This window comes from Xanthomonas sp. NCPPB 1826 (genome assembly GCF_056725285.1).
In genome coordinates this window covers 1,313,477-1,337,245 of record NZ_CM161521.1, presented here as the reverse complement: position 1 = coordinate 1,337,245, position 23,769 = coordinate 1,313,477, and the positions used below count along the sequence as shown (strand labels likewise).

Here is a 23,769-nt window from a genome sequence, read left to right as displayed (position 1 = left end):
GCGTTGGGGCCTGCCCGGTCTCAGCGGGCGATCAGCCGCCACCGGCGGCGTCGCCCGGCACCCGCACCCAGCCTTCCATCAGCACCCGCGCACTGCGGCTCATCAGTGCCTTGGTCACCTGCCACTGGCCGTCCACCAGCTGCGCCTCGGCGCCGACGCGCAGGGTTCCGGAAGGATGTCCGAAGCGCACCGCAGAACGCGCCGCGCCGCCCGCTGCAAGATTGACCAGGGTGCCGGGCACGGCGGCCGCGGTGCCGATCGCCACCGCGGCGGTGCCCATCATGGCGTGGTGCAGCTTGCCCATCGACATCGCCCGCACCAGCAGATCGAGCTCGGCGGCATGCACCGGCTTGCCGCTGGAGGCGGTGTAATCGGCCGGCGGCGCCACGAACGCCACCTTCGGCGTGTGCTGCCGCGTCGCTGCGTCTTCCACCTTCGCAATCAAGCCCATCCGCACCGCGCCGTGCGCACGCAGGGTCTCGAACATCGTCAATGCACGCGGGTCGCCATTGATCGCTTCCTGCAGCTCGGTGCCGGTATAGCCCAGATCGCGCGCGTTGACGAAGATGGTCGGGATGCCGGCATTGATCAGCGTCGCGGCGATCGTGCCCAGGCCGGGAATCTCCAGCTGATCGATCAGCTGGCCGGTGGGGAACATCGCACCGCCCTCGCCTTCGGCATCGTCGGCCGGGTCGAGAAATTCCAGCTGCACTTCGGCGGCAGGAAAGGTCACCCCATCCAGTTCGAAGTCGCCGGTTTCCTGCACCTGGCCATCGGTCATCGGTACATGCGCCACGATGGTCTTGCCGATATTGGCCTGCCAGATCCGCACCGTCGCCACGCCGTCGCGCGGCACCCGCGCGGCATCGACCAGGCCATTGGCGATCGCAAATGGTCCCACCGCCGCCGACAGGTTGCCGCAGTTGCCGCTCCAGTCCACGAACGCGCTGTCGATGGACACCTGCCCGAACAGATAGTCCACATCATGCCCGGCACGCGCACTGGCCGACACGATCACGCTCTTGCTGGTGCTGGAGGTCGCCCCACCCATGCCATCGATCTGCTTGCCATACGGATCGGGGCTGCCGACCACCCGCAGCAACAACGCATCGCGCGCAGGTCCGGGCTGCTGCGCGGCAGCGGGCAGATCCTGCAGGCGAAAGAACACGCCCTTGCTGGTGCCGCCACGCATGTAGGTGGCCGGGATGCGGAGTTGGGGGAGATGGGTCATGGGCTTGGTCTATCTCGGTTGATCGTGATCACAGCGAAGACGCACTGACTGCGGCGCTGCCGGAAAGTTGAGGCAAAACTTGCGTTGAACGGCTCAAGCGTCGCCGCTCATCCACGCAGGAATGTCGCGCTGCATCTGCAGCACACGCCAGATGACGATGTCCGTGTCGCGTTCGATGTAGAAAATCAAATAGGGAAATCCCTTGAGTGGCCACACCCGCAGGTCCTGCAGCTTCAACAGCACCGCATGTCGGCTGGAACCGACACCCGGGTGCTGCATCAGCATCTTGACCGCCGACTCCAGCGCGTCGGCAAACGCCAGTTCCAGCGCGAGCCCGGCTTGTTCGCCATACCACGCAGCGGCTTCGTCGACGTCGCGCAGCGCCAACGGGCGCCAGCGCGCCGGCTTCACTTGCTGGCAGCGCGTGCCTGCGCGCGCTCACGCATCTTGTCGAAGAAATCAGGCTCCGTTGCCACGGCCGGCCCGGAGTTGGCCCCATCCAGCAGCAACCCACGCAGCTGTTCTACATCGCGTTGCTTGCGGATCAGTTCGCGCAGGTACTCGCTGCTAGAACCGTAGGCATGCTCCTGGACTTGCTGATCGACGAACTGCTTGAGCTCGTCGGGCAAAGAGATATTCATCGTGGCCATGCGACCTCCTGATGGCAAAGATTGCCAAAGTGTGCGCGCCCGCACGGGTGGGTGCAAGCGGGCGACCTGGCGTCCTCGGGCGTCGAAGCCATCAAGCTGCCGAGGCCTCAAGAAAATCCTGCGCAAACCGTTGCAGCACGCCGCCCGCCTCATAGATGGACACTTCTTCGGCGGTGTCCAGGCGGCAGGTGACCGGCACCTGCACCTGCTCGCCATTGCGCCGATGGATCGACAGCGTCAGCGTGGCGCCCGGCGTGCGCTCGCCGACCACATCGAAGGTTTCGCTGCCGTCGATGCCCAGCGTCTTGCGATCGGTGCCCGGCTTGAACTCCAGCGGCAATACGCCCATGCCGATCAGGTTGGTGCGGTGAATCCGCTCGAAGCCTTCGGCCACGATCACCTCCACGCCGGCCAGACGCACGCCTTTGGCGGCCCAGTCGCGCGAGGAGCCCTGGCCGTAATCGGCACCGGCAATGATGATCAGCGGCTGCTTGCGCATCATGTAGGCTTCGATCGCCTCCCACATGCGCAGCACCTGCCCTTCCGGTTCCAGGCGCGCCAGCGAACCGGCGGTGACCTGCCCATCGATCACCGCCATTTCGTTGACCAGTTTGGGGTTGGCGAAAGTGGCGCGCTGCGCGGTGAGGTGATCGCCGCGATGGGTGGCGTAGGAATTGAAGTCTTCCTCCGGCACGCCCATCTGCGCCAGGTATTCGCCTGCCGCGCTGCCGGCCAGGATCGCATTCGACGGCGACAGATGGTCGGTGGTGATGTTATCGCCCAGCACCGCCAACGGGCGCAGGCCCTGCAAACTGCGTGCACCGGCAAGCGCGCCTTCCCAGTACGGCGGGCGCCGGATGTAGGTGCTGGCCGGCCGCCAGTCATATAACGGACTGACGCGGATGCCCTGCCCCGCGCTGCGCTTGAACATCGGATCGTAGACGCTGCGGAAATGCTCCGGCTTGACGCTACGCGCCACCACCGCATCGATCTCCGCATCGCTCGGCCACAGGTCCTTGAGCGTCACCGCCACGCCATCGGCATCGATGCCCAGCACATCCTTTTCGATATCGAAGCGCACCGTGCCGGCGATGGCATAGGCGATCACCAACGGCGGCGATGCCAGAAACGCCTGCTTCGCATACGGATGGATGCGCCCGTCGAAATTGCGGTTGCCCGACAACACCGCGGTGGCATACAGATCGCGGTCGATGATTTCCTGCTGGATCGCAGGATCCAGCGCGCCGCTCATGCCATTACAGGTGGTGCAGGCAAACGCGACGATGCCGAAACCCAGTTGTTCCAGCTCGCCCAGCAACCCGGCCTCTTCCAGGTACAACTGCACCGCCTTGGAACCCGGCGCCAGCGAACTCTTCACCCAGGGTTTGCGCGTCAATCCGCGTGCATTCGCATTGCGCGCCAGCAAGCCTGCGGCAATGACATTGCGCGGGTTGGAGGTATTGGTGCACGAGGTGATTGCCGCGATGATCACCGCGCCATCGGGCATCTGGCCCGGCACGGCATCCCAGGCGCCGGCAATGCCGCGCTCGGCCAGCTCGCTGGTGGCCACGCGCTTGTGCGGATTGGACGGCCCGGCCATGTTGCGCACCACGCTCGACAGGTCGAACTGCAGCACACGCTCGTACTGCGCTGTGACCAGGTCATCCGCCCACAGGCCGGTCTGGCGCGCGTAGGTCTCCACCAAAGCAACCTGTGCGTCCTCGCGCCCGGTCAGGCGCAGGTAATCCAGCGTCTGCTGATCGATATAGAACATTGCCGCGGTGGCACCGAATTCCGGCGTCATGTTGGAGATGGTCGCGCGATCGCCGATGGTCAGTGCGCTGGCGCCGGCGCCATAGAACTCCAGATAGGCACCGACCACACGCTGCTGACGCAGGAACTCGGTCAGGGCCAGCACGATGTCGGTGGCGGTGATGCCGGGCGCCGGCCGGCCCAGCAGTTCCACACCGATGATGTCGGGCAGCCGCATCCACGAGGCGCGCCCCAGCATCACGTTTTCCGCTTCCAGCCCGCCCACGCCCACCGCGATCACACCCAGCGCATCCACATGCGGGGTGTGACTGTCGGTGCCTACGCAGGTATCCGGGAACGCCACGCCATCGAGCGTGTAGATCACCGGCGACATCTTCTCCAGATTGATCTGATGCATGATCCCGTTGCCCGGCGGAATCACTTCCATGTTTTCGAATGCGCGCTTGGTCCATTCGATGAAGTGGAAGCGGTCGGCGTTGCGGCGATCTTCCACGCTGCGATTCTTGGCGAAGGCCTGCTTGTCGAAGCCGGCGTATTCCACCGCCAGCGAGTGATCGACGATCAACTGCACCGGCACCACCGGGTTGACCTGCGCCGGGTCGCCGCCCTGCTCGGCGATCGCATCGCGCAGCCCGGCCAGGTCGACCAGCGCGGTCTGCCCCAGGATGTCGTGACAGACCACACGCGCCGGAAACCACGGAAAATCCAGGTCGCGCTTGCGCTCGATCAGCTGGCGCAGGTAGGCCTCCAGCATCTGCGGTTTGGCGCGCCGCACCAGATTCTCCGCATGCACACGTGCGGTGTACGGCAGCGTTGCATAGGCGCCGGGTTGCAGCGCATCCACGGCGGCGCGTGCATCGAAGTAGTCCAACGAGGTGCCCGGCAAGGGCTTGCGGTACTGGCTGTTCATGGCTGGCGATATCGAAGCGGGCGGGGGTATTTCGGGATTCGGGATTCGGGATTCGGGATTCGGGATTCGGGAATCGGGAATCGGGAATCGGGAATCGGGAATCGGGAATCGGATTCAGGATTTCAGGCGTGTGGGGGGACTGCCATCTTTCGTTGCGGTTGCCATCGTCTGATCGCCTTCGTTGGATGAAGGCGATCGTGGTGGATCAATCCAATCGCTGTCGCGTCCTCAGGAACGCTGATCCAGCGGTACGAAGACCTGATCTTCCGGGCCGGTGTAATTGGCCGAGGGACGAATGATCTTGCCGTCCATGCGCTGCTCGATGATGTGCGCGCTCCACCCGGCAGTACGCGCAAGCACGAACAGCGGCGTAAACATCGCCGTCGGCACGCCCATCATGTGGTAGCTGACCGCACTGAACCAATCCAGGTTCGGGAACATCTTTTTGATGTCCCACATCACCGTCTCCAGGCGCTCGGCAATGTCGTACATCTTGCGGCTGCCCTGCTCGTCGGAGAGTTCGCGCGCCACGTCCTTGATCACCTTGTTGCGCGGATCGGACACGGTGTAGACCGGGTGCCCGAAGCCGATCACCACTTCCTTGCGTTCCACACGCGCCTTGATGTCGGCCTCGGCCTCGTCCGGGGTGTCGTAGCGTTTCTGCACCTCGAAGGCCACCTCGTTGGCGCCACCATGCTTGGGCCCGCGCAACGCGCCGATGCCGCCGGCGATGGCGCTGTACATGTCGCTACCGGTGCCGGCGATCACCCGGCTTGCAAACGTGGAGGCATTGAACTCGTGTTCGGCGTACAGGATCAGGCTGGTATGCATCGCACGCACCCACGAGTCCTTCGGCGCAAACCCGTGCAGCAGATGCAGGAAGTGCCCGCCGATCGAGTCGTCGTCGGTTTCCACCTCGATGCGCTTGCCGTTGTGGCTGTAGTGGTACCAGTACAGCAGCATCGATCCCAGCGAGGCCATCAGCTTGTCGGCGATATCGCGCGCGCCGGGATGATTGTGATCGTCCTTCTCCGGCTGCAGGCAACCCAGCACCGACACACCGGTGCGCATCACGTCCATCGGATGCGCCGACGGCGGCAGCTGCTCCAGTGCGGTTTTCACTGCCGCCGGCACGCCGCGCAGCGAACGCAGCTTGGCCTTGTAGCCGCGCAGTTCGCCGTCGTTGGGCAGCTTGCCGTGCACGAGCAGATAGGCAATTTCCTCGAACTCGCTGGTGGTGGCCAGATCCAGGATGTCGTAGCCGCGGTAATGCAGATCGTTGCCGCTGCGGCCCACCGTGCACAGCGCGGTGTTGCCTGCAGCAGTGCCGGACAGTGCGACGGATTTCTTCGGCTTGAAGCCGGGATTGACGGTGTCGTTCATGCGATGCGCTCCCAAACGGTGTCGTGTTGCGGTGTCACGGAAGAAGTGGCCAAACCTGCACGCAGCAAGGCGCGATCATGCGCCTTTGCGTGCAAACAACGCGTCCAGGCGCTGCTCGTAGCCGTGGTAGCCGATACGCTCGTACAACTCTTCGCGCGTCTGCATGGTGTCCAGCACGGCCTGCTGATGACCATCGCGCCGAATCGCGGTGTAGACCGCCTCGGCCGCCTTGTTGGCTGCGCGGAATGCCGACAGCGGAAACAGCTGGATCGCCACACCGGCCTGCGCAAGCTGATCACGCGTAAACAGCGGCGTCTTGCCGAATTCGGTGATGTTGGCCAGCACCGGCACGCGCACTGCATCGACAAACCGCTTGTAGGTGTCCAGGTCGTACGCGGCTTCGGCAAAGATGCCGTCGGCACCGGCTTCCACGCAGGCGATCGCACGTTCGATCGCCGCATCCACGCCTTCCATCTGGATCGCATCGGTGCGCGCAATCAGGAAGAACGCCGAATCGTTCTTGGCATCGGCCGCCGCTTTGACCCGGTCGACCATCTCGGCCTGGCTGACGATCTCCTTGCCCGGCCGATGCCCGCAACGCTTGGCGCCGACCTGGTCCTCGATATGGCAGCCGGCTGCGCCCGCCTTGATCAGCGACTTGATGGTGCGCTCGATATTGAACGCGCTCGGCCCGAAGCCGGTGTCCACATCCACCAGCAGCGGCAGCTCGCAGACATCGGTGATGCGGCGCACGTCGATCAGCACGTCTTCCAGCGTATTGATGCCCAGATCCGGCAGCCCCAGCGAACCGGCCGCCACACCGCCGCCAGACAGGTAGATGGCCTGGTAGCCGGCACGCTGCGCCAGCAGCGCATGGTTGGCATTGATCGCGCCGATCACCTGCAGCGGCGATTCGGCAGCTAGCGCAGCGCGGAAGCGCGTGCCGGCGGAAGCGGTGGGTGAGGACGTCATGGCGATTCCAGAGTTGGGATGCGGGACAAGGCGCAAATGGCATGCCAACGCCAAGCCATTGATTTCATTCGGCCAGAGCAAACCATTTGTTGCAAATCTGCAACGCAACGCGCAGCATGCAACATCTTTGCAACGCGACACCAATGATGCGCAGCCCCAGGTTTACCGAGCCGATGGAGCCATCTCCACCGGTCATCTGGACCGTCAGCGTCTCTCGCCTGACCGGCCTGCTGGCCGACGTCATCCCCGAGTTCGACCAGCGCGCGCGCATCGAGCAGGTCAACCTCGGTTTTGCCGAGGCGGTGGAGGTCATCGGCCAGCGCCTGCGCCGCGAGCGTTGCGACGTACTGGTCGCCGGCGGCTCCAATGCCGCCTATCTGCGCAGCCGGCTCGCACTGCCACTGGCGCCGATCCAGGCCACCGGGTTCGATCTGATGGAAGCGCTGGCGCGCGCACGCCGCATCGCACCGCGCATCGGCGTGGTCACCCATGCCACCGACGTGCCCTCGTTCCGCGCCTTCCAGGACAGCTTCGACCTCGACATCGAGCACCGCCGCTTCGTCACCGCCGAAGACGCGCGCGACTGCATTGCCGACCTGCGCGCCAGCGGCATCCAGGTCATCGTCGGCACCGGCATGGCGATCGATTTCGCCGAGCAGGCCGGCCTGCCCGGCGTGCTGCTGTATTCGGCAGATTCGGTGCGCCTGGCGCTCGAACACGCCATCGCGTTGGGCACCGCACCCAGCAACGATCGCTCCGTAGGCCGCGCCAGCACACGCCGCGTTCGCCGCACCGATGCATTGCTTGGCGAAGACGCCGCAATCGCGCATGTGCGCGAGTTGGTACAGCTGTACGCCCCGCATCCGGGCACCGTGTTGATCAGCGGCGAGACCGGCACCGGCAAGGAACTGGTCGCACGCCAACTGCATGCCGGCAGCCGCCGGCGCGGCCGCTTCGTTGCCATCAACTGCGGCGCCATCAGCGAATCACTGCTGGAAGCCGAATTGTTCGGCTACAGCGATGGCGCCTTCACCGGCGCCCGCCGCGGCGGCCATGTCGGCCTGATCGAAGCCGCGCAGGACGGCAGCTTGTTTCTCGACGAAATCGGCGAACTGCCGATGCCACTCCAGACACGCCTGTTGCGCGTTCTGGAAGAGCGCGAAGTGCTGCGCGTCGGCGCCACGTTGCCGGTCGCCGTCGACGTGCGCGTCATCGCCGCCAGCCTGCAGCCATTGCAGGCCCTGGTCGAACAAGGGCACTTCCGCCGCGACCTTTTTTATCGCCTGGCAGCGTTACGCATCGCCCTGCCGCCGCTACGTCATCGCCCCCACGAGATCGCCTTGTTGCTGGCACATTACTTCCAGCAACTCGGCGCGCTGCCGTCGCCATTGTCTCCAGCAGCGCTGCAGCGGCTGCAACAACACACCTGGCCGGGCAACGTGCGCGAACTACGCAACCTGGTCGAACGCCTGTGCATCCACTGGAAGGCCCAACCGCACGACAGCCTGGACCTGGATCAATTGCAACGCTGGGCACCCGAGCTGTTCGAGATGCGCATTGACGGCAGCGTGGCGGCCCCCGAGCACAGCGATCTTGCAACCTCGCGCATGCAACTCGCCGCCGCAGCAGTCCGCGCAGCGCTCGATCGCGCAAACGGCAATCGCGCCCTCGCCGCCCAGGCGCTCGGCGTCTCGCGCACGACGTTGTGGCGCTGGATGCAGGCGCACGCGTCGGCATCGCCTGCTTGAGATGCAGCTGCGGGCCCTGGCATCGCCTGCCCGGGCTGCAAGCGCAGACGTTGGTCGGCGAGTCTTCAGCACGCAAGACTGGCGGTCGGCGGCGACCGGTCATGCGACACGATCGCACGACAGGGTCGGCGCGACGTTGGTGATGCGATCCCGCCGCAAATGCAGCACGCTACCCAGCACTCGCCCAGTGAGCGAGCGCAGCGATCACTTGACCCGCGTGTACTCAGTATCGCCCGTGCTCAGGTGCCCGGTCGCCTGGTCGATCGCGTAGTTGACGGTGCCATCGGCGTTGGACACCTGCAGCACGCCCTTGTTCAAGATCGCCGGATGATTCCTGGTCCTGACGCCACCGCCGAGCAGCTCTGGCGTGGTATCGCGGATGATGAAGCTCTCGCCGTTGTGCTCGATGCTGAGCACGTTCTTCTCCGACTTCATGTTGACCCACTTGCCCACGTACTGCTCGCCCACGTCACGGGCACAGCCCGCCAGCAGCATCATTGCAACCAGAGCACTTCCAAGCAGCGCCTTCATCGCCACTCCTTCTTCAACGCGGGGGATTGCAGGATGGCGATTCGCTCCCGAGCCTGCAACAAGCAGGCACAACCGGATGAACACGGCTGTCAGCGACTTGAACAAACCACTGAATCAACAGGCTCTGCACTCGACTCGCACGGATGTCTGCGACAACGACGATTCGACGGCATCGGCCACGTCCATACCAGCACTTCAACCGCGCCAGGTGCCCAAGGCTTTGCAGGACACTGCAGGACAACAAAAAAGCCGGCTCATGGCCGGCTCTTCTTCTCGCGCTGAAACCCTTGCTGTTGCTGGGTCTCGATGGTGGGCGGTACAAGGTTCGAACTTGTGACCCTTGCCGTGTGAAGGCAATGCTCTACCGCTGAGCTAACCGCCCGATGACGCGAGCCGCACATTATAGGGCAGCTGCGGCGATCGTCAACAGGTTCATCCACTGCAATGATGATGCAATCGAAAACGCCGCGTTCCGGTGACCGGGCGCGGCATTCCCGCTAGCTGGCAGCGATGACGCGACGATCGATTCGGCGCCGTTCAAACGCCCGATACGCAGCTTCGATGACCCGCGTCCAACACGACTGCGATCACGCGCACCCGCACCCGCCTCACACCGCATCGCCTCACATCGTATGGGTCGGCTTGTCCGATGTCGTCAGGCCCGCCAGCAACATCTCGATCTTGTTGCGCACGCCCTCGCCTTCCGGGCCGTCCGGGAACTGCACGCCGATGCCGGCGGCGCGGTTGCCCTGCGCGCCGGCCGGGGTGGTCCAGACCACCTTGCCGGCCACCGGCAGACGTTCGCTGGAGTCCGGCAGGGTCAGCAGCAGGAAGACTTCGTCGCCGAGCATGTAGCGCTTGGGCGTGGGTACGAAGATACCGCCACCTTTCACGAACGGCATGTAGGCGCTGTAGAGCGCCGGCTTGTCCTTCAACGCCAGCGACAAAATGCCCTGGCGTGCATTCATTGCACTCATCGAGTTCCCCTAGAACGTGCCGGACGCTCTCCCTCGCGCCAGGCCAGCAACAATTCCGTCACCGCCAGATCGGCGCGGACGGTGGTGCGCAGCAGGTCGCGGGTGCGATTGGCGGCGTCGAACCAGGTCGCCAGCTTGTGCAACCGGGACGGATCGGTCAAGCCGGCCGATGCCTGTGCCAGCGCAAGGTCTGCCGCGTGGCGCAGACGTTGGTCGGCCTGGCCGTCGTTGGTCCAGCGCTGCGCGACATCCACTGCGCTGGCGCGCCCGGCAGCGATCTGCTCCAGGTCCTGCGCCACCGCGCGGCGCACCGCCAGGCCATCCTCGCGCAGCCACTGCGCCGCAAGCCCCGGATGACCGCGTGCGGCATCCAGCGCTTCCTGTGCAGCCCGCTCGTCGACACCTTGCGACAGCAGCCAGGCCAGCGCCTCGTGTGCGGGCGGCAGCTTGAATTCCAGACGCTGGCAGCGGCTGCGGATGGTCGCCGGCAGGCGCGCAGGCTGCGCGCTGATCAACCACAGGTAGCGCCCCGGCGAGGGTTCTTCCAGCGTCTTGAGCAAGGCGTTGCAGGCGGCGCGATTGATCGCATCGGCCGGGTCGACGATCACGATCTGAGCGATGCCGTACTGCGGGGTCAGCGAGAGTTTTTGCGAAATCTCGCGTACCTGCTCGATCACGATCTCGGTGCGCAGCTTGTCGCCGGTGCGGTTGGGAATGAACGAGATCAACTGCAGGTCCGGGTGGGTTCCGGCCGCGATCAGCTGCCGGCTGCGCTGCGCCAGCGCCGGGTCCGGCGAGCTGGCCAGCACGTGCTCAGCCAGCGCCATGGCCACCGCACGCTTGCCCAGGCCATCCGGCCCGCAGATCAGCAGGCCGTGCCCGAGCCGGCCGGCGTCCAGTGCCGCCAGCGTCTGGTCGTAGGCGCGCTGCTGCCAGGGTGAAAACGCAGTGGTCATGGAATGGGCTCCGGTTGCGGCAGGCGACGGCGCTGCAGGTAACGCGCCACCGCGGCATTGTGTTCGGCCAGGGTGGCCGAGAACGCATGCGCGCCGGTGCCATCGCCGACCGCCACGAAGTACAGGGCATTCCCCGGCGCCGGACGCACCGCCGCCAGCAAGGCCTCACGGCCGGGCATGGCGATCGGCGTCGGGGTCAGGCCGGTACGTGTGTAGGTGTTGTACGGCGTATCGGTGGTCAGGTCGCGGCGACGGATATTGCCGTCGTAGCTGCTGCCGATGCCGTAGATCACGGTGGGGTCGGTCTGCAGCTTCATGCCCAGCTGCAGGCGGCGCAGGAACACGCCGGCAATCAGCGGACGCTCAGAGCCCAGCGCGGTTTCCTTTTCGATGATCGAGGCCAGGATCAACGCCTGTTCCGGCGAGCCGAGCGGCAGATCGGGCGCGCGCTGCTCCCAGGCCTGCGCCAGGGCCTTGTCCATGGCTAGGTGGGCACGCTTGAGCACGTCCAGATCGCTGTCGCCGCGCTGGTAGAGATAGGTTTCCGGCAGGAAGCGCCCTTCCGGGTGCTGGTTGGCGAACCCCAGCCGCGCCATCAACGCCGCATCGTCCAGCGCAGCGATGGATTGCTGCAGCGGCGTGGCGGTGGCGATCGCGGCGCGCAGCTGGCGGAAATTCCAGCCTTCCACGATGGTAAAGCGGTACTGGATCACCCGGCCCTGGCGCATGCGTTCGAGCAGCTCGCGCGGTGACAGCGCCGGCGCCAGCGCGTATTCGCCCACCTTGAGTTTGCCGGCCGCATCGACCTGGCGCGCGAGCAACTGCCATTCCAGATCGGTGCCCTGCGCCACGCCGGCGGCGCGCAACTTGCGCAACGTGGCCTTGAGCGAATCGCCGGGCGCAATCACCACGCTGGGCGCGCTCGCGCTCACTGGTGCCTCGGCAAAGTGCAGGTAATGCCGCCACGCCACCAGCGCCGCAATCGCCAGCAGCGCCACGAGCAACAGGGCCGTGCCCAGCACGGCCAGACATCCACGTTTGCCAGTCACCGCCACACGCACCTCGTCATTGCCCCAGCGCCGCGCAGGATACCGCGCGCCGGTGATGTCCCGTTGAAGCGCTCATGCCTGGTCGAAGGCGCGCAGCACGCCGCGCGCCTTGGCGCGGGTCTCGTCCAGTTCGCGCTGCGGGTCCGAATCCACCACGATCCCGGCGCCGGTGCGGAAATGCACCTGCTCCCCAGCCACCTCGGCGGTGCGGATCAGGATGTTCAGATCCATGTCGCCGTCGCGATTGAGCCAGCCGAATGCGCCGGTATAGGCACCCCGCGCGGTGCGTTCGAGCTCGGCGATGATCTGCATGCAGCGCACCTTCGGACATCCGGTGATGGTGCCGCCGGGAAACACCGCGGCGATCGCCTCGCCCGGAGTGACGTCGGCGCGCAGACGGCCGCGCACATTGCTGACGATGTGGTGCACGTGCGCGTAGCTTTCCACGCCCATCAGCTCGTCCACCTCCACCGTGCCGGGCGCGCAGATGCGTCCCAGGTCGTTGCGTTCCAGGTCGATCAGCATGACGTGCTCGGCGCGCTCCTTCGGATGGCCGACCAGCTCGCGGATGCGTGCGGCATCGTCGTCGCCAACAAAGCGCGCGCGGGTGCCGGCGATCGGGCGCGTCTGCACCACCTCGCCCTGCACCGACACCAGCCGCTCCGGCGAGGAACTCACCACCGCGCGTCCTGCCGCGACGAACAGGCCGGCAAACGGGGCGGGATTGGCCGCGCGCAGGCGCGCATGCAACGCCGCCGGATCGACCGCCGCGGCAAACCTCGCATGCCAGGCGCGCGAGATATTGGCCTGGAACACATCGCCGGCGCGCAGATAATCGAGCACGCGCTCCACTGCATCGGTGAAGCGCTCCGGCGCGTCCTCATCGACAGCCAGCGGCCCGACCCAGCCCGGCAACGGTGGCAGCGCGGCGCAGGCGGCGATGTCCTCGACGATGCGGGTCAGCAGATCCTCGCGGCCCGGCTCGGCCAGCGCGATGCAGCGGCCTTGCACCCGGTCGCGCAGCACCGCGGCAGGCGCGCGCAAGGCCAGTGCGCTCGGCAAGCCATCGCTGCGCATGGGCAACTGCAGAATCGGTTCGACCTGCGCGGCCAGTTCGTAATCCAGCAACACCGCCCAGCCGCCACGAAACGGCCAGGGGCTGGTCGCATCGTGCGGCACGCGCTCGGCCTGCCAGGCCGCATCCAGTGCGTGCAGAAAGCCGCCGTCCAGCACGCGTCCATCGCCGTCGCGCGTGCGCCCATCGGCATCCAGCCGCAGGCGTGCGCCGTCTGCCAGCAGCAATACGTCCCAGCGCCCGTGCGCGGTGCCGGAGGCGGTGGATTCGAGTAGTGCCGGATAACGCTGCGGCGCCAGCCGATGCAGCGCCAGCAGGTCGATGTCGGCGTGCAGGGGTCTGGTGAGCGTCATCGGCCGGTTGGGCGTGGGGTGCTAAGAGGCGCCGCCCTGCGAGAGAGGCAGGGCACACATGAAGAGAAGGATCAGCTCGCGGAGCGACGTTCGGCCGCGTACACGCGCCCTGCCCGACCGCCGTAACCTGGGTGCGGCGTGTACCGCGAAGCATTGTTCGCGGTACACCAACGCCGGGACGTCAGACGCGCTTGAACACCAGCGTGCCGTTGGTGCCGCCAAAGCCGAAGCCGTTGGACATCACCGCATCCACCTGCACCTCGCGCGCCACGTTCGGCACGTAATCCAGGTCGCAGCCTTCGCTGGGCTCTTCCAGATTGATGGTTGGCGGAATGATGCCGGTATGCAGCGCCATCACCGAGAAGATCGCTTCCACGCCGCCGGCCGCGCCGAGCAGGTGGCCGGTCATCGACTTGGTCGAGCTGACCATGGTCTTGTAGGCGTGGTCGCCCAGCGCGCGCTTCATCGCCAGGGTTTCGGCCAGATCGCCCAGCGGCGTGGAGGTGCCGTGCGCGTTGAGGTAGCCGATCTGCTCGGGATTGAGCTTGGCATCGCGCATCGCCGCGGCCATGCTGCGCGCCGCGCCCTCGCCGTCTTCGCTGGGTGCAGTCATGTGGAAGGCGTCGGAGCTGGCGCCAAAGCCGACCAGTTCTGCATAGATGCGTGCGCCACGCGCCTTGGCGTGTTCGTACTCTTCCAGCACCAGCACGCCGGCACCGTCGCCCAGCACGAAGCCATCGCGCTGCTTGTCCCACGGACGCGAGGCGCCGGTCGGGTCGTCGTTGCGGGTGGACATGGCCTTCATCGCGCAGAAGCCGCCCACCGAACTCGGCGAGGAGCCGCGCTCGGCGCCGCCGGCCAGCATCACATCGGCGTCGCCGTGCTGGATCATGCGCATCGCGGTGCCGATCGAATGGTTGGAGGTGGCGCAGGCCGACACGGCCGAGAAGGTCGGGCCTTTCAGGCCCTTGATCAGGCTCACCTGGCCCGGCAGCATGTTGATGATGGTGCTGGGCACATAGAACGGCGAAATCTTGCGCGCGCCGCCCTCATGGAATTTGATGGTCTGCTCTTCGATACCGAGCAGCCCGCCGATGCCGGAGCCGAGAATGGCACCAACGCGTTCGGCATTGCTTTCGTCGATTTCCAGGCCGGAGTCGTCCAGCGCCATGAACGAGGCGCCGACACCGTAATGGATAAACGAATCCATCTTCTTGACGTCCTTGGCGGACACAAAAAGCGTGGGGTCGAAATTCTTGATCTCGCCGGCGATCTTGGTGGTGAACTGCGAGGCATCGATCTGCGTGATCGGGCCAATGCCTGAGCGCCCGTGGATGATTCCATCCCAGCTGGTGGCCAGATCATTGCCCAGCGGCGACACCATGCCCATGCCGGTAACGACAACACGACGACTCATTGCAGATCTCCTCACCACGGAACGGACGGTGCTTGCGGTTTGCGGATGACGCTTGAAAAACACAGGGCCGCATCAGCGGCCCCATGGAATGTCTGACGCAGCAGCGGCTTGACGCACGCCACCGCGGTCAGGAACAACGCATCAGCTCTTGACGTGAGCCTTGACGTAGTCGATCGCCTGCTGGACCGAGGTGATCTTCTCAGCCTCTTCGTCCGGGATCTCGCACTCGAACTCTTCTTCCAGCGCCATCACCAGCTCGACGGTGTCCAGCGAGTCGGCACCCAGGTCATCGACGAACGATGCGCTGGTGGTGACTTCCTCTTCCTTGACGCCGAGTTGTTCGACGACGATTTTCTTGACGCGTTCTTCGATGGTGCTCATTGGGGATATCGCTCCAGATGGAGTAGTGGTGGTACGAAAAAAACGCCATCGGGCTGCGATGGCCGCGTTGGATAGTGTAGTGGAAGCGACCGAGCCTTGCATTGCATCACAAGTCCCGGCCGATCAGCCACTTAGCGCCTCCCGGCGCCGCACGCTCACGGCATGTACATGCCGCCGTTGACGTGCAGGGTCTCACCGGTGATGTAACCGGCGCTCGGGCCGGCCAGGAACGCCACCGCGTTGGCGATGTCTTCCGGCGCGCCCAGATGCCCGAGCGCGATCTGCTGCAGCAGGGCGGCCTTGGCCTCCTCCGGCAGCGCCTTGGTCATGTCGGTATCGATGAAGCCGGGCGCCACCACATTCACGGTGACCCCACGCGAGCCGATTTCCTTGGCCAGCGACTTGGAGAACGCGATGATGCCGGCCTTGGCCGCAGCGTAGTTGGTCTGGCCGGGGTTGCCGGTCACGCCCACCACCGAGGCGATGTTGACGATGCGGCCCTTGCGCGCCTTCATCATGCCGCGCATCACCGCCTTGGAGGTGCGGAACACGCTGGTCAGGTTGGTGTCGATGATCGCCTGCCAGTCGTCGTCCTTCATCCGCATCAACAGGTTGTCGCGGGTGATGCCGGCGTTGTTGACCAGGATCGAGATAGCGCCGAACTCCTTGCCGATCGCATCGATCAGGCCATCGACCGCCGCAGCGTCGGTGACGTTGAGCTCGCGGCCGTGGCCGCCCTGGGCAGCCAGGCGCGCGCCGATCGCCGCAGCGCCGGAGGCCGAGGTCGCGGTGCCGATCACGGTGGCGCCCTGGGCCGCCAGCGTATCGGCGATGGCCGCGCCGATGCCGCGACTGGCACCGGTGACGAGGGCGATCTCGCCCTGCAGAGGCTTGCTCATGAATGCTGTTCCTCGAGTGGGGAGCTCGCGACCGCAGCCGCGAACGGTGAGGGCTGCCGGCAGCGCCGGCAGGTGCGTCGAATCAGTGCGCCCACGCCTCGAGCGCGCCGGCGTAATCGGCAGGCGTGGCCAGCGGACGGGCGTCCAGGCTCTTGTCGATGCGCTTGATCAGCCCGCTCAGCACCTTGCCGGGGCCGCATTCGGCGACCCGGGTGATGCCCTGGGCGGCCAGCGCCTGCACGCAGCCGGTCCACTGCACCGGCAGGTACAGCTGCTCGGCCAGCGCTTGGCGGATCGCATCGTTGCCGGTGTGCACGCGCGCATCGACGTTCTGCACCACCGGAATCTGCGGCGCGTGCCAGCTAAGTCCGGCCATTGCTTCGGCGAGCTGGTTGGCGGCATCGCGCATCAACGGGGTATGCGAGGGCACGCTCACCGCCAGCTTGACCGCCTTGCGCACGCCACGCTCGGCCAGCAGGGCCAGCGCGCGATCCACCGCCGCCGCATCGCCGCCGATCACGATCTGACCGGGCGAGTTGAAATTGGCCGGCACCACCACCTGGCTGCCGGCCGCCTCGGCACAGACCTCCAGCACCAGCGCATCCTCGGCGCCCAGCACCGCCGCCATCGCGCCCACACCGGCCGGCGCGGCAGCCTGCATGAACTGGCCGCGCAGCCGCACCAGGTGCGCGCCGTCGTGCAGCGACAGGGCGCCGGCAGCGACCAGCGCGGTGTATTCGCCCAGGCTGTGCCCGGCCAGGACCGCCGGGCGCTGCCCGCGCTGCGCATTCCACAGCCGCCACACCGCCACGCCGGCGGCCAGCAAGGCCGGCTGGGTGTACTCGGTGCGATTGAGCATCTCTTCCGGGCCACCCTGGGACAGCGCCCACAGGTCGACGCCGGCGCCCTCGGAGGCTTCGGCGAAGGTTTCGCGGATCTGCGGATGCAGCTCGGACAGTTCGGCCAGCATGCCCAGGGACTGCGAGCCCTGGCCGGGGAACACGAAGGCGAGAGTGGATTCGGTCACGCGTTGCTGCCTACAAAAATCGAGCCGGGATGATACGTGCGAAATCGCCCCGGCGTCTGTACTGCCGCGTATGCAAGGCCCGTCCGGCGCGACCGCCGGCACACTTACAGCAAGGCGTTGAGCAGGTCCATTTCGCCATCGGCGAGCCAGTCCACGCACATCACCAGCACCAGCACCACGGCCAGGGAGGTTGCCGCGTGGATGGCCAGGATGGCGCGCGCCAGCGCCCCGGCCGAGCGCCCCAGGCGACCGGTGAGCTGCGCAAACCGCTGCAGGCGCCCAGTCACCACATGCGCATGCGCCGCCACCGCCGGGCCGGCCACATCGAAGGCGCCCGTCATCAACCGCTGCAGCACCTCGCGGCGGCCACGGTAGTACTTGGCCACGCCGTAGCCGAACACCAGCCAGTCGCGCGCCTGGGCCTGCGCCAGGTCCATCACTTCCAGCGGGTCTTCTTCGAAATCGATGAAGCCGACCGCCTGCCCGTCGAAGGTCATGTTGCGCGGAAGCGGCTGGCCGAAGTACGCGCCATCGCGATGGGCAGCGGCAATGGCCGCCACCGCCAGCGCGATCAGGCGGTCGCGCTCGGGCGCGTCGGCCTCGCGCAGGCAGCTGGCAAAGGAACGGCCGTTGTCGCTGAGCACCAGGGCCGCCTGCCCGCAACCGACCACGCGCGGCACATTCACCGCTTGCGCCTGCAGTTCGCCGAGCCGGCGCGCTTCCAGATCGCGCGCGGCATCGCCGCCACGGTGCGGCGGTGGACGCAAGGCGTCCAGGCCCCAGCGGCGGGCGACGAAGTTGAGTGCTCCGAGCGAGACCGCCCGGCTGTCGCGGCGGTACTGCTTCAGCCAGACGCGCTGTCCGGCGATGACGATGGGTTCTGCCATAACGGGTCCGTCCCTGACGCTGTCAGGCATCGCCGGCGGACGCGGCGCTGCCTGCGGAACTCAGTAGCGCAGCAGCGCCGAGCCCCAGGTAAATCCACCACCGAACGCTTCCAGCAGCAGCAATTGACCCCGCTGCACGCGGCCGGAGCGCACCGCTTCGTCCAACGCCAGCGGCACCGAGGCCGAGGAGGTATTGCCGTGGCGATCCACGGTGACGACCACCTGCTCCATCGGCAGATCCAGCCGCTTGGCGGTGGCTTCGATGATGCGCAGGTTGGCCTGGTGCGGGATCAGCCAGTCCAGGTCGTGCTTGTCGTAGCCATTGGCGGCCAGGGTCTCGTCGACCACCGAATCCAGCGCCTTGACCGCGTACTTGAATACGTCGTTGCCCTTCATCAGCAAGGCGCCGCCGCCGTTCTTGCCTTCGCCGAAGCCCACCGACACGCCGACCGGATCCCACAGCAGCTCTTTCTTGCTGCCATCGGCATGCAGATGGGTGCTGAGGATGCCGGTGTCTTCGTCGGCCTTGAGCACGACCGCGCCAGCGCCATCGCCGAACAGCACGCAGGTGGTGCGGTCGGTCCAGTCGACGATACGGGTCAAGGTTTCTGCGCCCACCACCAGCACGGTCTTGGCATCGCCGCTGCGCACGAACTTGTCGGCCACGCTGAGCGCGTAGACAAAGCCCGAGCAGGCGGCGTTGACGTCCATCGCGCCGCACCCGACATTGCCCAGCCGCGCCTGCAACAGGCAGGCCGTGGACGGGAAGATCAGGTCCGGGGTGGTGGTACCGACAACGATCAGGTCGAGCTCGTCGGCGGTGACGCCGGCCGCTTCCATCGCCTTCAGCGAAGCGAAATACGCCAGGTCGCTGGTGGTCTGGTCGTCGGCGACGATGTGACGCTCACGGATACCAGTGCGCGAGAAGATCCATTCATCGCTGGTGTCGACGATCTTGGACATGTCGTCGTTGGTCAACACCTTTTCGGGCAAATAGCTACCCGTGCCCGCGATTCTGGAATAGATCCGCTTGCTCATACTGTTCCCTGTTGCAAGAGCCGCGGTGATCGGCGGCTCCGGAAGAAGCGAGGGTCACCCAGCGGCGTCGAACGCGCCGGGTGCCACGAATCAATCTTCTTGGACGGCCGACGACTTGGTCGCAATCACCTTCTTGCCGCGGTAGTAACCGTCAGCGGTGATGTGGTGGCGCAGATGGATCTCGCCGCTGGTCGGATCGGTCGACAGCTGCTTGGCGGTCAGGGCATCGTGCGAACGACGCTGGCCGCGACGCGACGGGGTAACTCGGGATTTCTGCACAGCCATGGGATTGCTCCAACTTAAGTTCGATAACTTGTCTGTCGAGTCGAACAGGACGCTTCACGCCCGCGCCGACCTGTCTTTCCGCCCTTCACAGCGGCGGTTACTGTTTTTTGAACGCTGCCAGCGCCGCGAACGGACTGGCCTTGTCTTGCTCTTCCTGGGTCGGAACCCACTCGGCCTCGACCGCCTCGCTGCCCGGCGCCATCGGCACCACCGGTATCGACAGGACCAGCTCGTCCTCGACCAGATCCGCGGCCCGCAGCATGCCATCTTCCGGCACCAGCAAGGCTTCGTACTCGGCCGGCAACGCAGCTTCGTCGGCTTCGTCACGGATCAGACCAAGACGCTGTCTGATTTGCACCGGATACAGAAAACGCTGCAGGCTGCGCTGGCAGGCCAGCGGAAGCTCGACATCGACACTGAGTTCGACATAGGCGACCTTCAGCAGGTCGTCATGATCGAACTGGAGCGAATAGACACACTCGCCCTCGGTATCGACCAAGCTCCCTTGCAGGCGGGTCATCGCAGAGAGCGGGATGCGGCCATCGAAGCGCCTGCGCGCTGCGACCATCCGCCAAGCATCCAGCATTTCGGGTACGTTCGCGGACATAAGCCGCAGAATGTTAAAGATCCGCCGACGCCCTGTCAAATGCCCCTATTCACGCGCCTCGCAAGGCGCCAAGGCTGGCAGACTCCCCTGCCCGTCCTGCCCAGCACCCCATGATGCCACGCCTGATTCTTGCCTCCACTTCTGTCTATCGGCGCGAGCTGCTCGGCCGGCTGCGCCTGGACTTCACCACCGCCCGGCCGGAGGTCGACGAGCAGGCGCAGCCTGGGGAGCGCCCGGACGCGCTGGCCAGCCGACTGGCTGCCGAAAAGGCAGCAGCGGTGGCTGCGCAGGCGCCCGACGCCTGGGTGATCGGTTCGGATCAGGTCGCCGACCTGGACGGCCAGGCCCTGGGCAAACCGGGCACGCTGGAGCGGGCGCATGCGCAGCTGGCCGCGATGTCCGGCCGCGTGGTGCGCTTCCATACGGCAGTGAGCCTGGTCGGCCCTGGCCGCACCACGCACGCGCTGGACCTGACCGAAGTGCAGCTGCGCCCGCTGCCGCCAGCCGAAATCGACCGCTACCTGGCCGCCGAGCCAGCGCTGGATTGCGCCGGCAGCTTCAAGTGCGAGGGCTTCGGGATCAGCCTGTTCGACGCCATTCGCTCGCAGGACCCCACCGCCCTGGTCGGTCTGCCGCTGATCGCGCTGGCACGGCTGCTGCGGCAGGCGGGGTTCGAGATCCCGTAAGAATTGCAGTACGGCCAGGAGTGAAGGCCGCGCACGGAAAGATCGGGCACGAGCAAAACTCCCGAATCCCGAATCCCCAATCCCTGCACCCACGCACGCAGCCCTAATCGGGCCGAGTCAGCTCACAGAACTGATACGGATAATCGGCCTGCCCCACGCGCGAGGACAGCGTGCGGCAACGCGCAGGGTCCAGCGTCAGCCCGTACGCGGCCAGGCGCTGCTGCGCGGCCTCGCGCACGGCACGGTCGGCGGGGGCGATGTCCAACGCCCTGCCCTTGGCAACGTGGAGCACGCAGCGGCCCGGCTGCGATGCATCCAGTTCGGCACGCAGACCATGTGCGATCAACCAGCGCAGGCGCGTGCATTGCGGTTGCACGCTCCAGCCCAGTTGCTGCGCCCAGCGATTCATCCGGTCGATCCGCAGCTGCTGCTTGTCGCGCGCCGCGCCCAGCATGGCGTAGAGCTGCGGCCGCTCGGCAATCAGCGTTCGCACGCGCTGCCGGTACTGGTCGGTCTCGGCGATATTCGTCGCCACACCGATGTAACGCGCCTGCCGCGGAAGCAGCGGCACCCGCCAGGATTGCGGCTCGTCGCCGACCAGCAACACCGCGGAGGCGGCAGGTTCGCCCATCATTGGTTGCTGCACCTGGAAGCTGTCGCGTGCCCAGGCTTCATGCCCCCAATCCTTCCACCCGACCACCGCGACCAGGGCGCATAGCCCGATCAGCCAGGCCGCCTTGCGATCGGCGTGTGTGGCGAATGCGTGCCGGCACATGATCCAGAGCAGCAATGGTGCAAGCAGCTCCAGCACCACCAGATAGCGATGGATGCTGAAAATGGCCTGCCACAGCGCGTACGCAACGCCGAAGAACACCAGCAGGACCACGGCGGAGCGATCCAGCCCGACCTGCCGCACGGGCCGACGCAGCACGCTGCGTCCTGCAGCGACCAGCGTCACCGCATACAGCACCGCCCAACCGGCCTGCACCAGACCGAGATCGCCGATCCGCTGCGGCTTGAAGGTAAACAGCAGCGGCCAGATCAGCTGCTCGCCGAAATTGCGCGGCAGCCACCGCACATCGGCGATCGACACCGGCTGCGCAAGCGGCGATTTGAAGACTCCGTTGAACTGCGGAAACAGCGGATTGCCCAGGTGTTGCCAGACCTGCCAATACCAGGGCCCGGCCACCAGCACCACCACCAGCGCCGCAACGCCGGAAAGCACGCCAAGGCCCAGCACGCGCGAACGCAGCCGCCCGCCATCGCACAGGACCGCCGGCACCAGCGCCAACGCGTAGAGCGCATTGGTGAGCTTGAGCGAGACGGCCAAGCCGATCAGTGCGCCGGCAATGGCCCATCGATGCACCGCATGCGTGCCCTGCCGCGCCCGCGCCTGCGCCGACAACACCAGCGCCAGCGCGGCCAGCACCGGGATCGCGCTGGCGGTGTCGCCCATGGTGCCGCCAAGCCCGGACAGAAACACCGCGCTGCACATGCCGGCCACTGCAAGCAGCGGTGCCCACTGCGCGCGCCGCGTTTGCCCGGCCAATACGCGCCATGCCACTGCAGCCACCGGAACGAACACCAGCGCATGCAAGGCGCCCAGTAGCAGCCCGGCCACCGGCCCGGGAAGCTGCAGCATCAGCCACGCATGCAGCACATCGAGCAACGGGCTGAAGTAACTCTGCATCTGCGCCGGCGCCAGATCCACGCCCAGCCGGTCGTGTGCCCAGGCGTCGCCGATGTAGAGGTGGTAGTTGCGCAGGTCCCAGTTGGCGTCCTGGCCCAGCCCAAGCGAGAGCAGCGCGCCCAGCAGCACGACCGCCGTCACCGCCGCGGCGATCTGGCGTGGCGAATGAAAGCCGAAATGGCGATCGGCCCAGCCCAACAGCCGCTGTCGCCGGCCCACCGGCGTCGATGTCGCGATGGCTGCCATCAGCGGGTAGCTCCAGGCGCACGCGGCGCCACAACAGTGGCGACACCCGGCTCGGCCAGATACGCCAGATGCTTGGCCTCGACGCGTCCGCGCGTGACCGTGTCCAGGATCAGCCCGCACGCCAGCAGCAGGAAACCCAGCAGCATCAGCGCCACGCACAGGATCGCCGTGGGAAACCGCGGCACCAGCCCGGTCTGGAAATAGGTTTCGAACAACGGAATCGCCAGCACGATCGACAACGTGGCGCTAAGCACAAAGCCGATGGAGAAGAACAACAATGGCCGCTCGGCCTTGAACAACTTGGCAATGGTGGTGAGGATACGCCAGCCATCGCGCCAGGTATTCAACTTGCTTTGCGAGCCCTCCGGGCGCACGCCGTAGGCGGTTTCGACCTCGGCCACCGGCATGCGCAACTGCAATGCGTGCACGGCCAGTTCGGTTTCGGTTTCGAATCCCTGCGCATGCGCAGCGAAGGATTTGACGTAGCGCCGCGAGAACACCCGATAGCCGGACAGCATGTCGTCGAAACTGCGTCCGAACAGCAGACCCGCGCATCGCGTCAGCAATACGTTGCCGACGCGATGACCCGGCCGATACGCAGCCTGCTGCTGATCGCGGCGCGCGCCGACCACCATGTCCAGGCGTTCGTCGATCAGCTTGCGCACCAGCGCCGGTGCGGCGGCCGCGTCGTAAGTCGCATCGCCATCGACCAGCACGTAGATATCCGCTTCCACATCGGCAAATCCACGCCGCACCACATTGCCCTTGCCCTGCAGCGCCACGCGGCACACCTGCGCGCCTGCCGCCGCGGCGATCGCCGCGGTGGCATCGCTGGAATTGTTGTCCAGCACATGGATCGCCGCGCCCGGCAAGGCAGCGGCAAACGCAGCGACCACCGAGGCGACCGTCGCCGCCTCGTTATGGCAGGGCACCAGCACGGCGATTCGGATCCCGGGCACAGGCACGGGAGGGACAACAGTCATGGCGTCGGTCATTGC

The 23,769-nt window shown here is 66.3% G+C and carries 23 protein-coding genes and 1 tRNA gene; 2 read left to right on the top strand and 22 right to left on the bottom strand.

Going from position 1 to position 23,769, the window contains the following annotated elements:
* Positions 1–31: 31 nt before the first annotated feature.
* The 6 genes from prpF to prpB all read right to left on the bottom strand — a co-directional run bounded on the left by prpF (position 32) and on the right by prpB (position 6,919).
* Positions 32–1,231: a 2-methylaconitate cis-trans isomerase PrpF gene (gene prpF, locus AC1PLA_RS05885; RefSeq protein ID WP_481105749.1), complete on the bottom strand. Its 1,200-nt coding sequence runs from the start codon at positions 1,229–1,231 to the stop codon at positions 32–34.
* A 93-nt stretch (positions 1,232–1,324) separates the two neighbouring features.
* On the bottom strand, positions 1,325–1,618 hold the full coding sequence (locus AC1PLA_RS05880) for a type II toxin-antitoxin system RelE/ParE family toxin (RefSeq protein WP_202397434.1): 294 nt from the start codon (positions 1,616–1,618) through the stop codon (positions 1,325–1,327).
* 20 nt (positions 1,619–1,638) lie between these two features.
* Positions 1,639–1,881 carry a type II toxin-antitoxin system ParD family antitoxin gene (locus AC1PLA_RS05875; protein ID WP_029220676.1) on the bottom strand — a complete coding sequence of 81 codons (243 nt, stop codon included), beginning with the start codon at positions 1,879–1,881 and terminating at the stop codon, positions 1,639–1,641.
* 91 nt (positions 1,882–1,972) lie between these two features.
* On the bottom strand, positions 1,973–4,564 hold the full coding sequence (gene acnD / locus AC1PLA_RS05870; RefSeq protein WP_481105748.1) for a Fe/S-dependent 2-methylisocitrate dehydratase AcnD: 2,592 nt from the start codon (positions 4,562–4,564) through the stop codon (positions 1,973–1,975).
* A 228-nt stretch (positions 4,565–4,792) separates the two neighbouring features.
* A complete protein-coding gene (prpC, locus tag AC1PLA_RS05865) occupies positions 4,793–5,947 on the bottom strand; it encodes a bifunctional 2-methylcitrate synthase/citrate synthase (RefSeq protein ID WP_102256895.1) in 1,155 nt (384 codons plus the stop codon).
* Between the two features lie 75 nt (positions 5,948–6,022).
* Entirely contained in the window at positions 6,023–6,919 is an 897-nt protein-coding gene (gene prpB, locus AC1PLA_RS05860; protein ID WP_481105747.1) for a methylisocitrate lyase, read from the bottom strand.
* A 143-nt stretch (positions 6,920–7,062) separates the two neighbouring features.
* On the opposite strand from prpB, the gene prpR reads away from it, so the two are divergent.
* Positions 7,063–8,667: a propionate catabolism operon regulatory protein PrpR gene (gene prpR, locus AC1PLA_RS05855; protein ID WP_481105746.1), complete on the top strand. Its 1,605-nt coding sequence runs from the start codon at positions 7,063–7,065 to the stop codon at positions 8,665–8,667.
* A 204-nt stretch (positions 8,668–8,871) separates the two neighbouring features.
* Here prpR and AC1PLA_RS05850 read toward each other — a convergent pair whose 3' ends face one another.
* The 14 genes from AC1PLA_RS05850 to AC1PLA_RS05785 all read right to left on the bottom strand — a co-directional run bounded on the left by AC1PLA_RS05850 (position 8,872) and on the right by AC1PLA_RS05785 (position 20,149).
* Positions 8,872–9,198, bottom strand: a complete 327-nt coding sequence (locus AC1PLA_RS05850; RefSeq protein WP_039511350.1) for a hypothetical protein — start codon at positions 9,196–9,198, stop codon at positions 8,872–8,874.
* A 307-nt stretch (positions 9,199–9,505) separates the two neighbouring features.
* Positions 9,506–9,580 (bottom strand) — tRNA-Val (locus tag AC1PLA_RS05845).
* Positions 9,581–9,821: 241 nt separating this feature from the next.
* The gene (locus AC1PLA_RS05840) at positions 9,822–10,175 is read right to left on the bottom strand and encodes a PilZ domain-containing protein (protein WP_024938459.1); all 354 of its coding nucleotides are present in this window, start codon (positions 10,173–10,175) and stop codon (positions 9,822–9,824) included.
* Positions 10,172–11,131, bottom strand: a complete 960-nt coding sequence (locus AC1PLA_RS05835; RefSeq protein ID WP_481105745.1) for a DNA polymerase III subunit delta' — start codon at positions 11,129–11,131, stop codon at positions 10,172–10,174. The genes AC1PLA_RS05840 and AC1PLA_RS05835 overlap by 4 nt, the downstream gene beginning before the upstream one ends.
* Positions 11,128–12,192, bottom strand: a complete 1,065-nt coding sequence (gene mltG / locus AC1PLA_RS05830) for an endolytic transglycosylase MltG (protein ID WP_481105744.1) — start codon at positions 12,190–12,192, stop codon at positions 11,128–11,130. The genes AC1PLA_RS05835 and mltG overlap by 4 nt, the downstream gene beginning before the upstream one ends.
* Before the next feature lie 60 nt (positions 12,193–12,252).
* Positions 12,253–13,608, bottom strand: a complete 1,356-nt coding sequence (locus tag AC1PLA_RS05825) for an aminodeoxychorismate synthase component I (protein WP_481105743.1) — start codon at positions 13,606–13,608, stop codon at positions 12,253–12,255.
* 181 nt (positions 13,609–13,789) lie between these two features.
* Positions 13,790–15,025, bottom strand: a complete 1,236-nt coding sequence (fabF, locus tag AC1PLA_RS05820) for a beta-ketoacyl-ACP synthase II (protein WP_024938455.1) — start codon at positions 15,023–15,025, stop codon at positions 13,790–13,792.
* 141 nt (positions 15,026–15,166) lie between these two features.
* Positions 15,167–15,406, bottom strand: a complete 240-nt coding sequence (gene acpP, locus AC1PLA_RS05815) for an acyl carrier protein (protein ID WP_002814322.1) — start codon at positions 15,404–15,406, stop codon at positions 15,167–15,169.
* Between the two features lie 155 nt (positions 15,407–15,561).
* Positions 15,562–16,305 carry a 3-oxoacyl-ACP reductase FabG gene (gene fabG / locus AC1PLA_RS05810; RefSeq protein WP_016902515.1) on the bottom strand — a complete coding sequence of 248 codons (744 nt, stop codon included), beginning with the start codon at positions 16,303–16,305 and terminating at the stop codon, positions 15,562–15,564.
* Between the two features lie 82 nt (positions 16,306–16,387).
* Positions 16,388–17,332, bottom strand: coding sequence for an ACP S-malonyltransferase (gene fabD / locus AC1PLA_RS05805; RefSeq protein WP_104555391.1), 945 nt, complete (start codon positions 17,330–17,332; stop codon positions 16,388–16,390).
* Positions 17,333–17,436: 104 nt separating this feature from the next.
* Complete coding sequence (locus AC1PLA_RS05800; RefSeq protein ID WP_104553252.1) at positions 17,437–18,219, bottom strand: BUD32 family EKC/KEOPS complex subunit; 783 nt, start codon at positions 18,217–18,219, stop codon at positions 17,437–17,439.
* 60 nt (positions 18,220–18,279) lie between these two features.
* Positions 18,280–19,257: a beta-ketoacyl-ACP synthase III gene (locus tag AC1PLA_RS05795; RefSeq protein WP_024938452.1), complete on the bottom strand. Its 978-nt coding sequence runs from the start codon at positions 19,255–19,257 to the stop codon at positions 18,280–18,282.
* A gap of 90 nt (positions 19,258–19,347) precedes the next feature.
* Positions 19,348–19,542, bottom strand: a complete 195-nt coding sequence (gene rpmF, locus AC1PLA_RS05790; RefSeq protein ID WP_003483870.1) for a 50S ribosomal protein L32 — start codon at positions 19,540–19,542, stop codon at positions 19,348–19,350.
* A gap of 97 nt (positions 19,543–19,639) precedes the next feature.
* Positions 19,640–20,149 (bottom strand): YceD family protein, encoded by a 510-nt coding sequence (locus AC1PLA_RS05785; protein ID WP_024938451.1) that lies wholly within the window; start codon positions 20,147–20,149, stop codon positions 19,640–19,642.
* Positions 20,150–20,259: 110 nt separating this feature from the next.
* Here AC1PLA_RS05785 and AC1PLA_RS05780 point away from each other — a divergent pair, with 110 nt between their 5' ends.
* Positions 20,260–20,835: a Maf family protein gene (locus tag AC1PLA_RS05780; protein ID WP_481105742.1), complete on the top strand. Its 576-nt coding sequence runs from the start codon at positions 20,260–20,262 to the stop codon at positions 20,833–20,835.
* A 103-nt stretch (positions 20,836–20,938) separates the two neighbouring features.
* Here the strand turns inward: AC1PLA_RS05780 and AC1PLA_RS05775 are convergent, their stop codons facing one another.
* Complete coding sequence (locus AC1PLA_RS05775) at positions 20,939–22,771, bottom strand: hypothetical protein (RefSeq protein ID WP_481105741.1); 1,833 nt, start codon at positions 22,769–22,771, stop codon at positions 20,939–20,941.
* A complete protein-coding gene (locus AC1PLA_RS05770; RefSeq protein ID WP_349782869.1) occupies positions 22,771–23,766 on the bottom strand; it encodes a glycosyltransferase in 996 nt (331 codons plus the stop codon). Before AC1PLA_RS05770 ends, AC1PLA_RS05775 begins: the two co-directional genes overlap by 1 nt.
* Positions 23,767–23,769 lie beyond the last annotated feature (3 nt).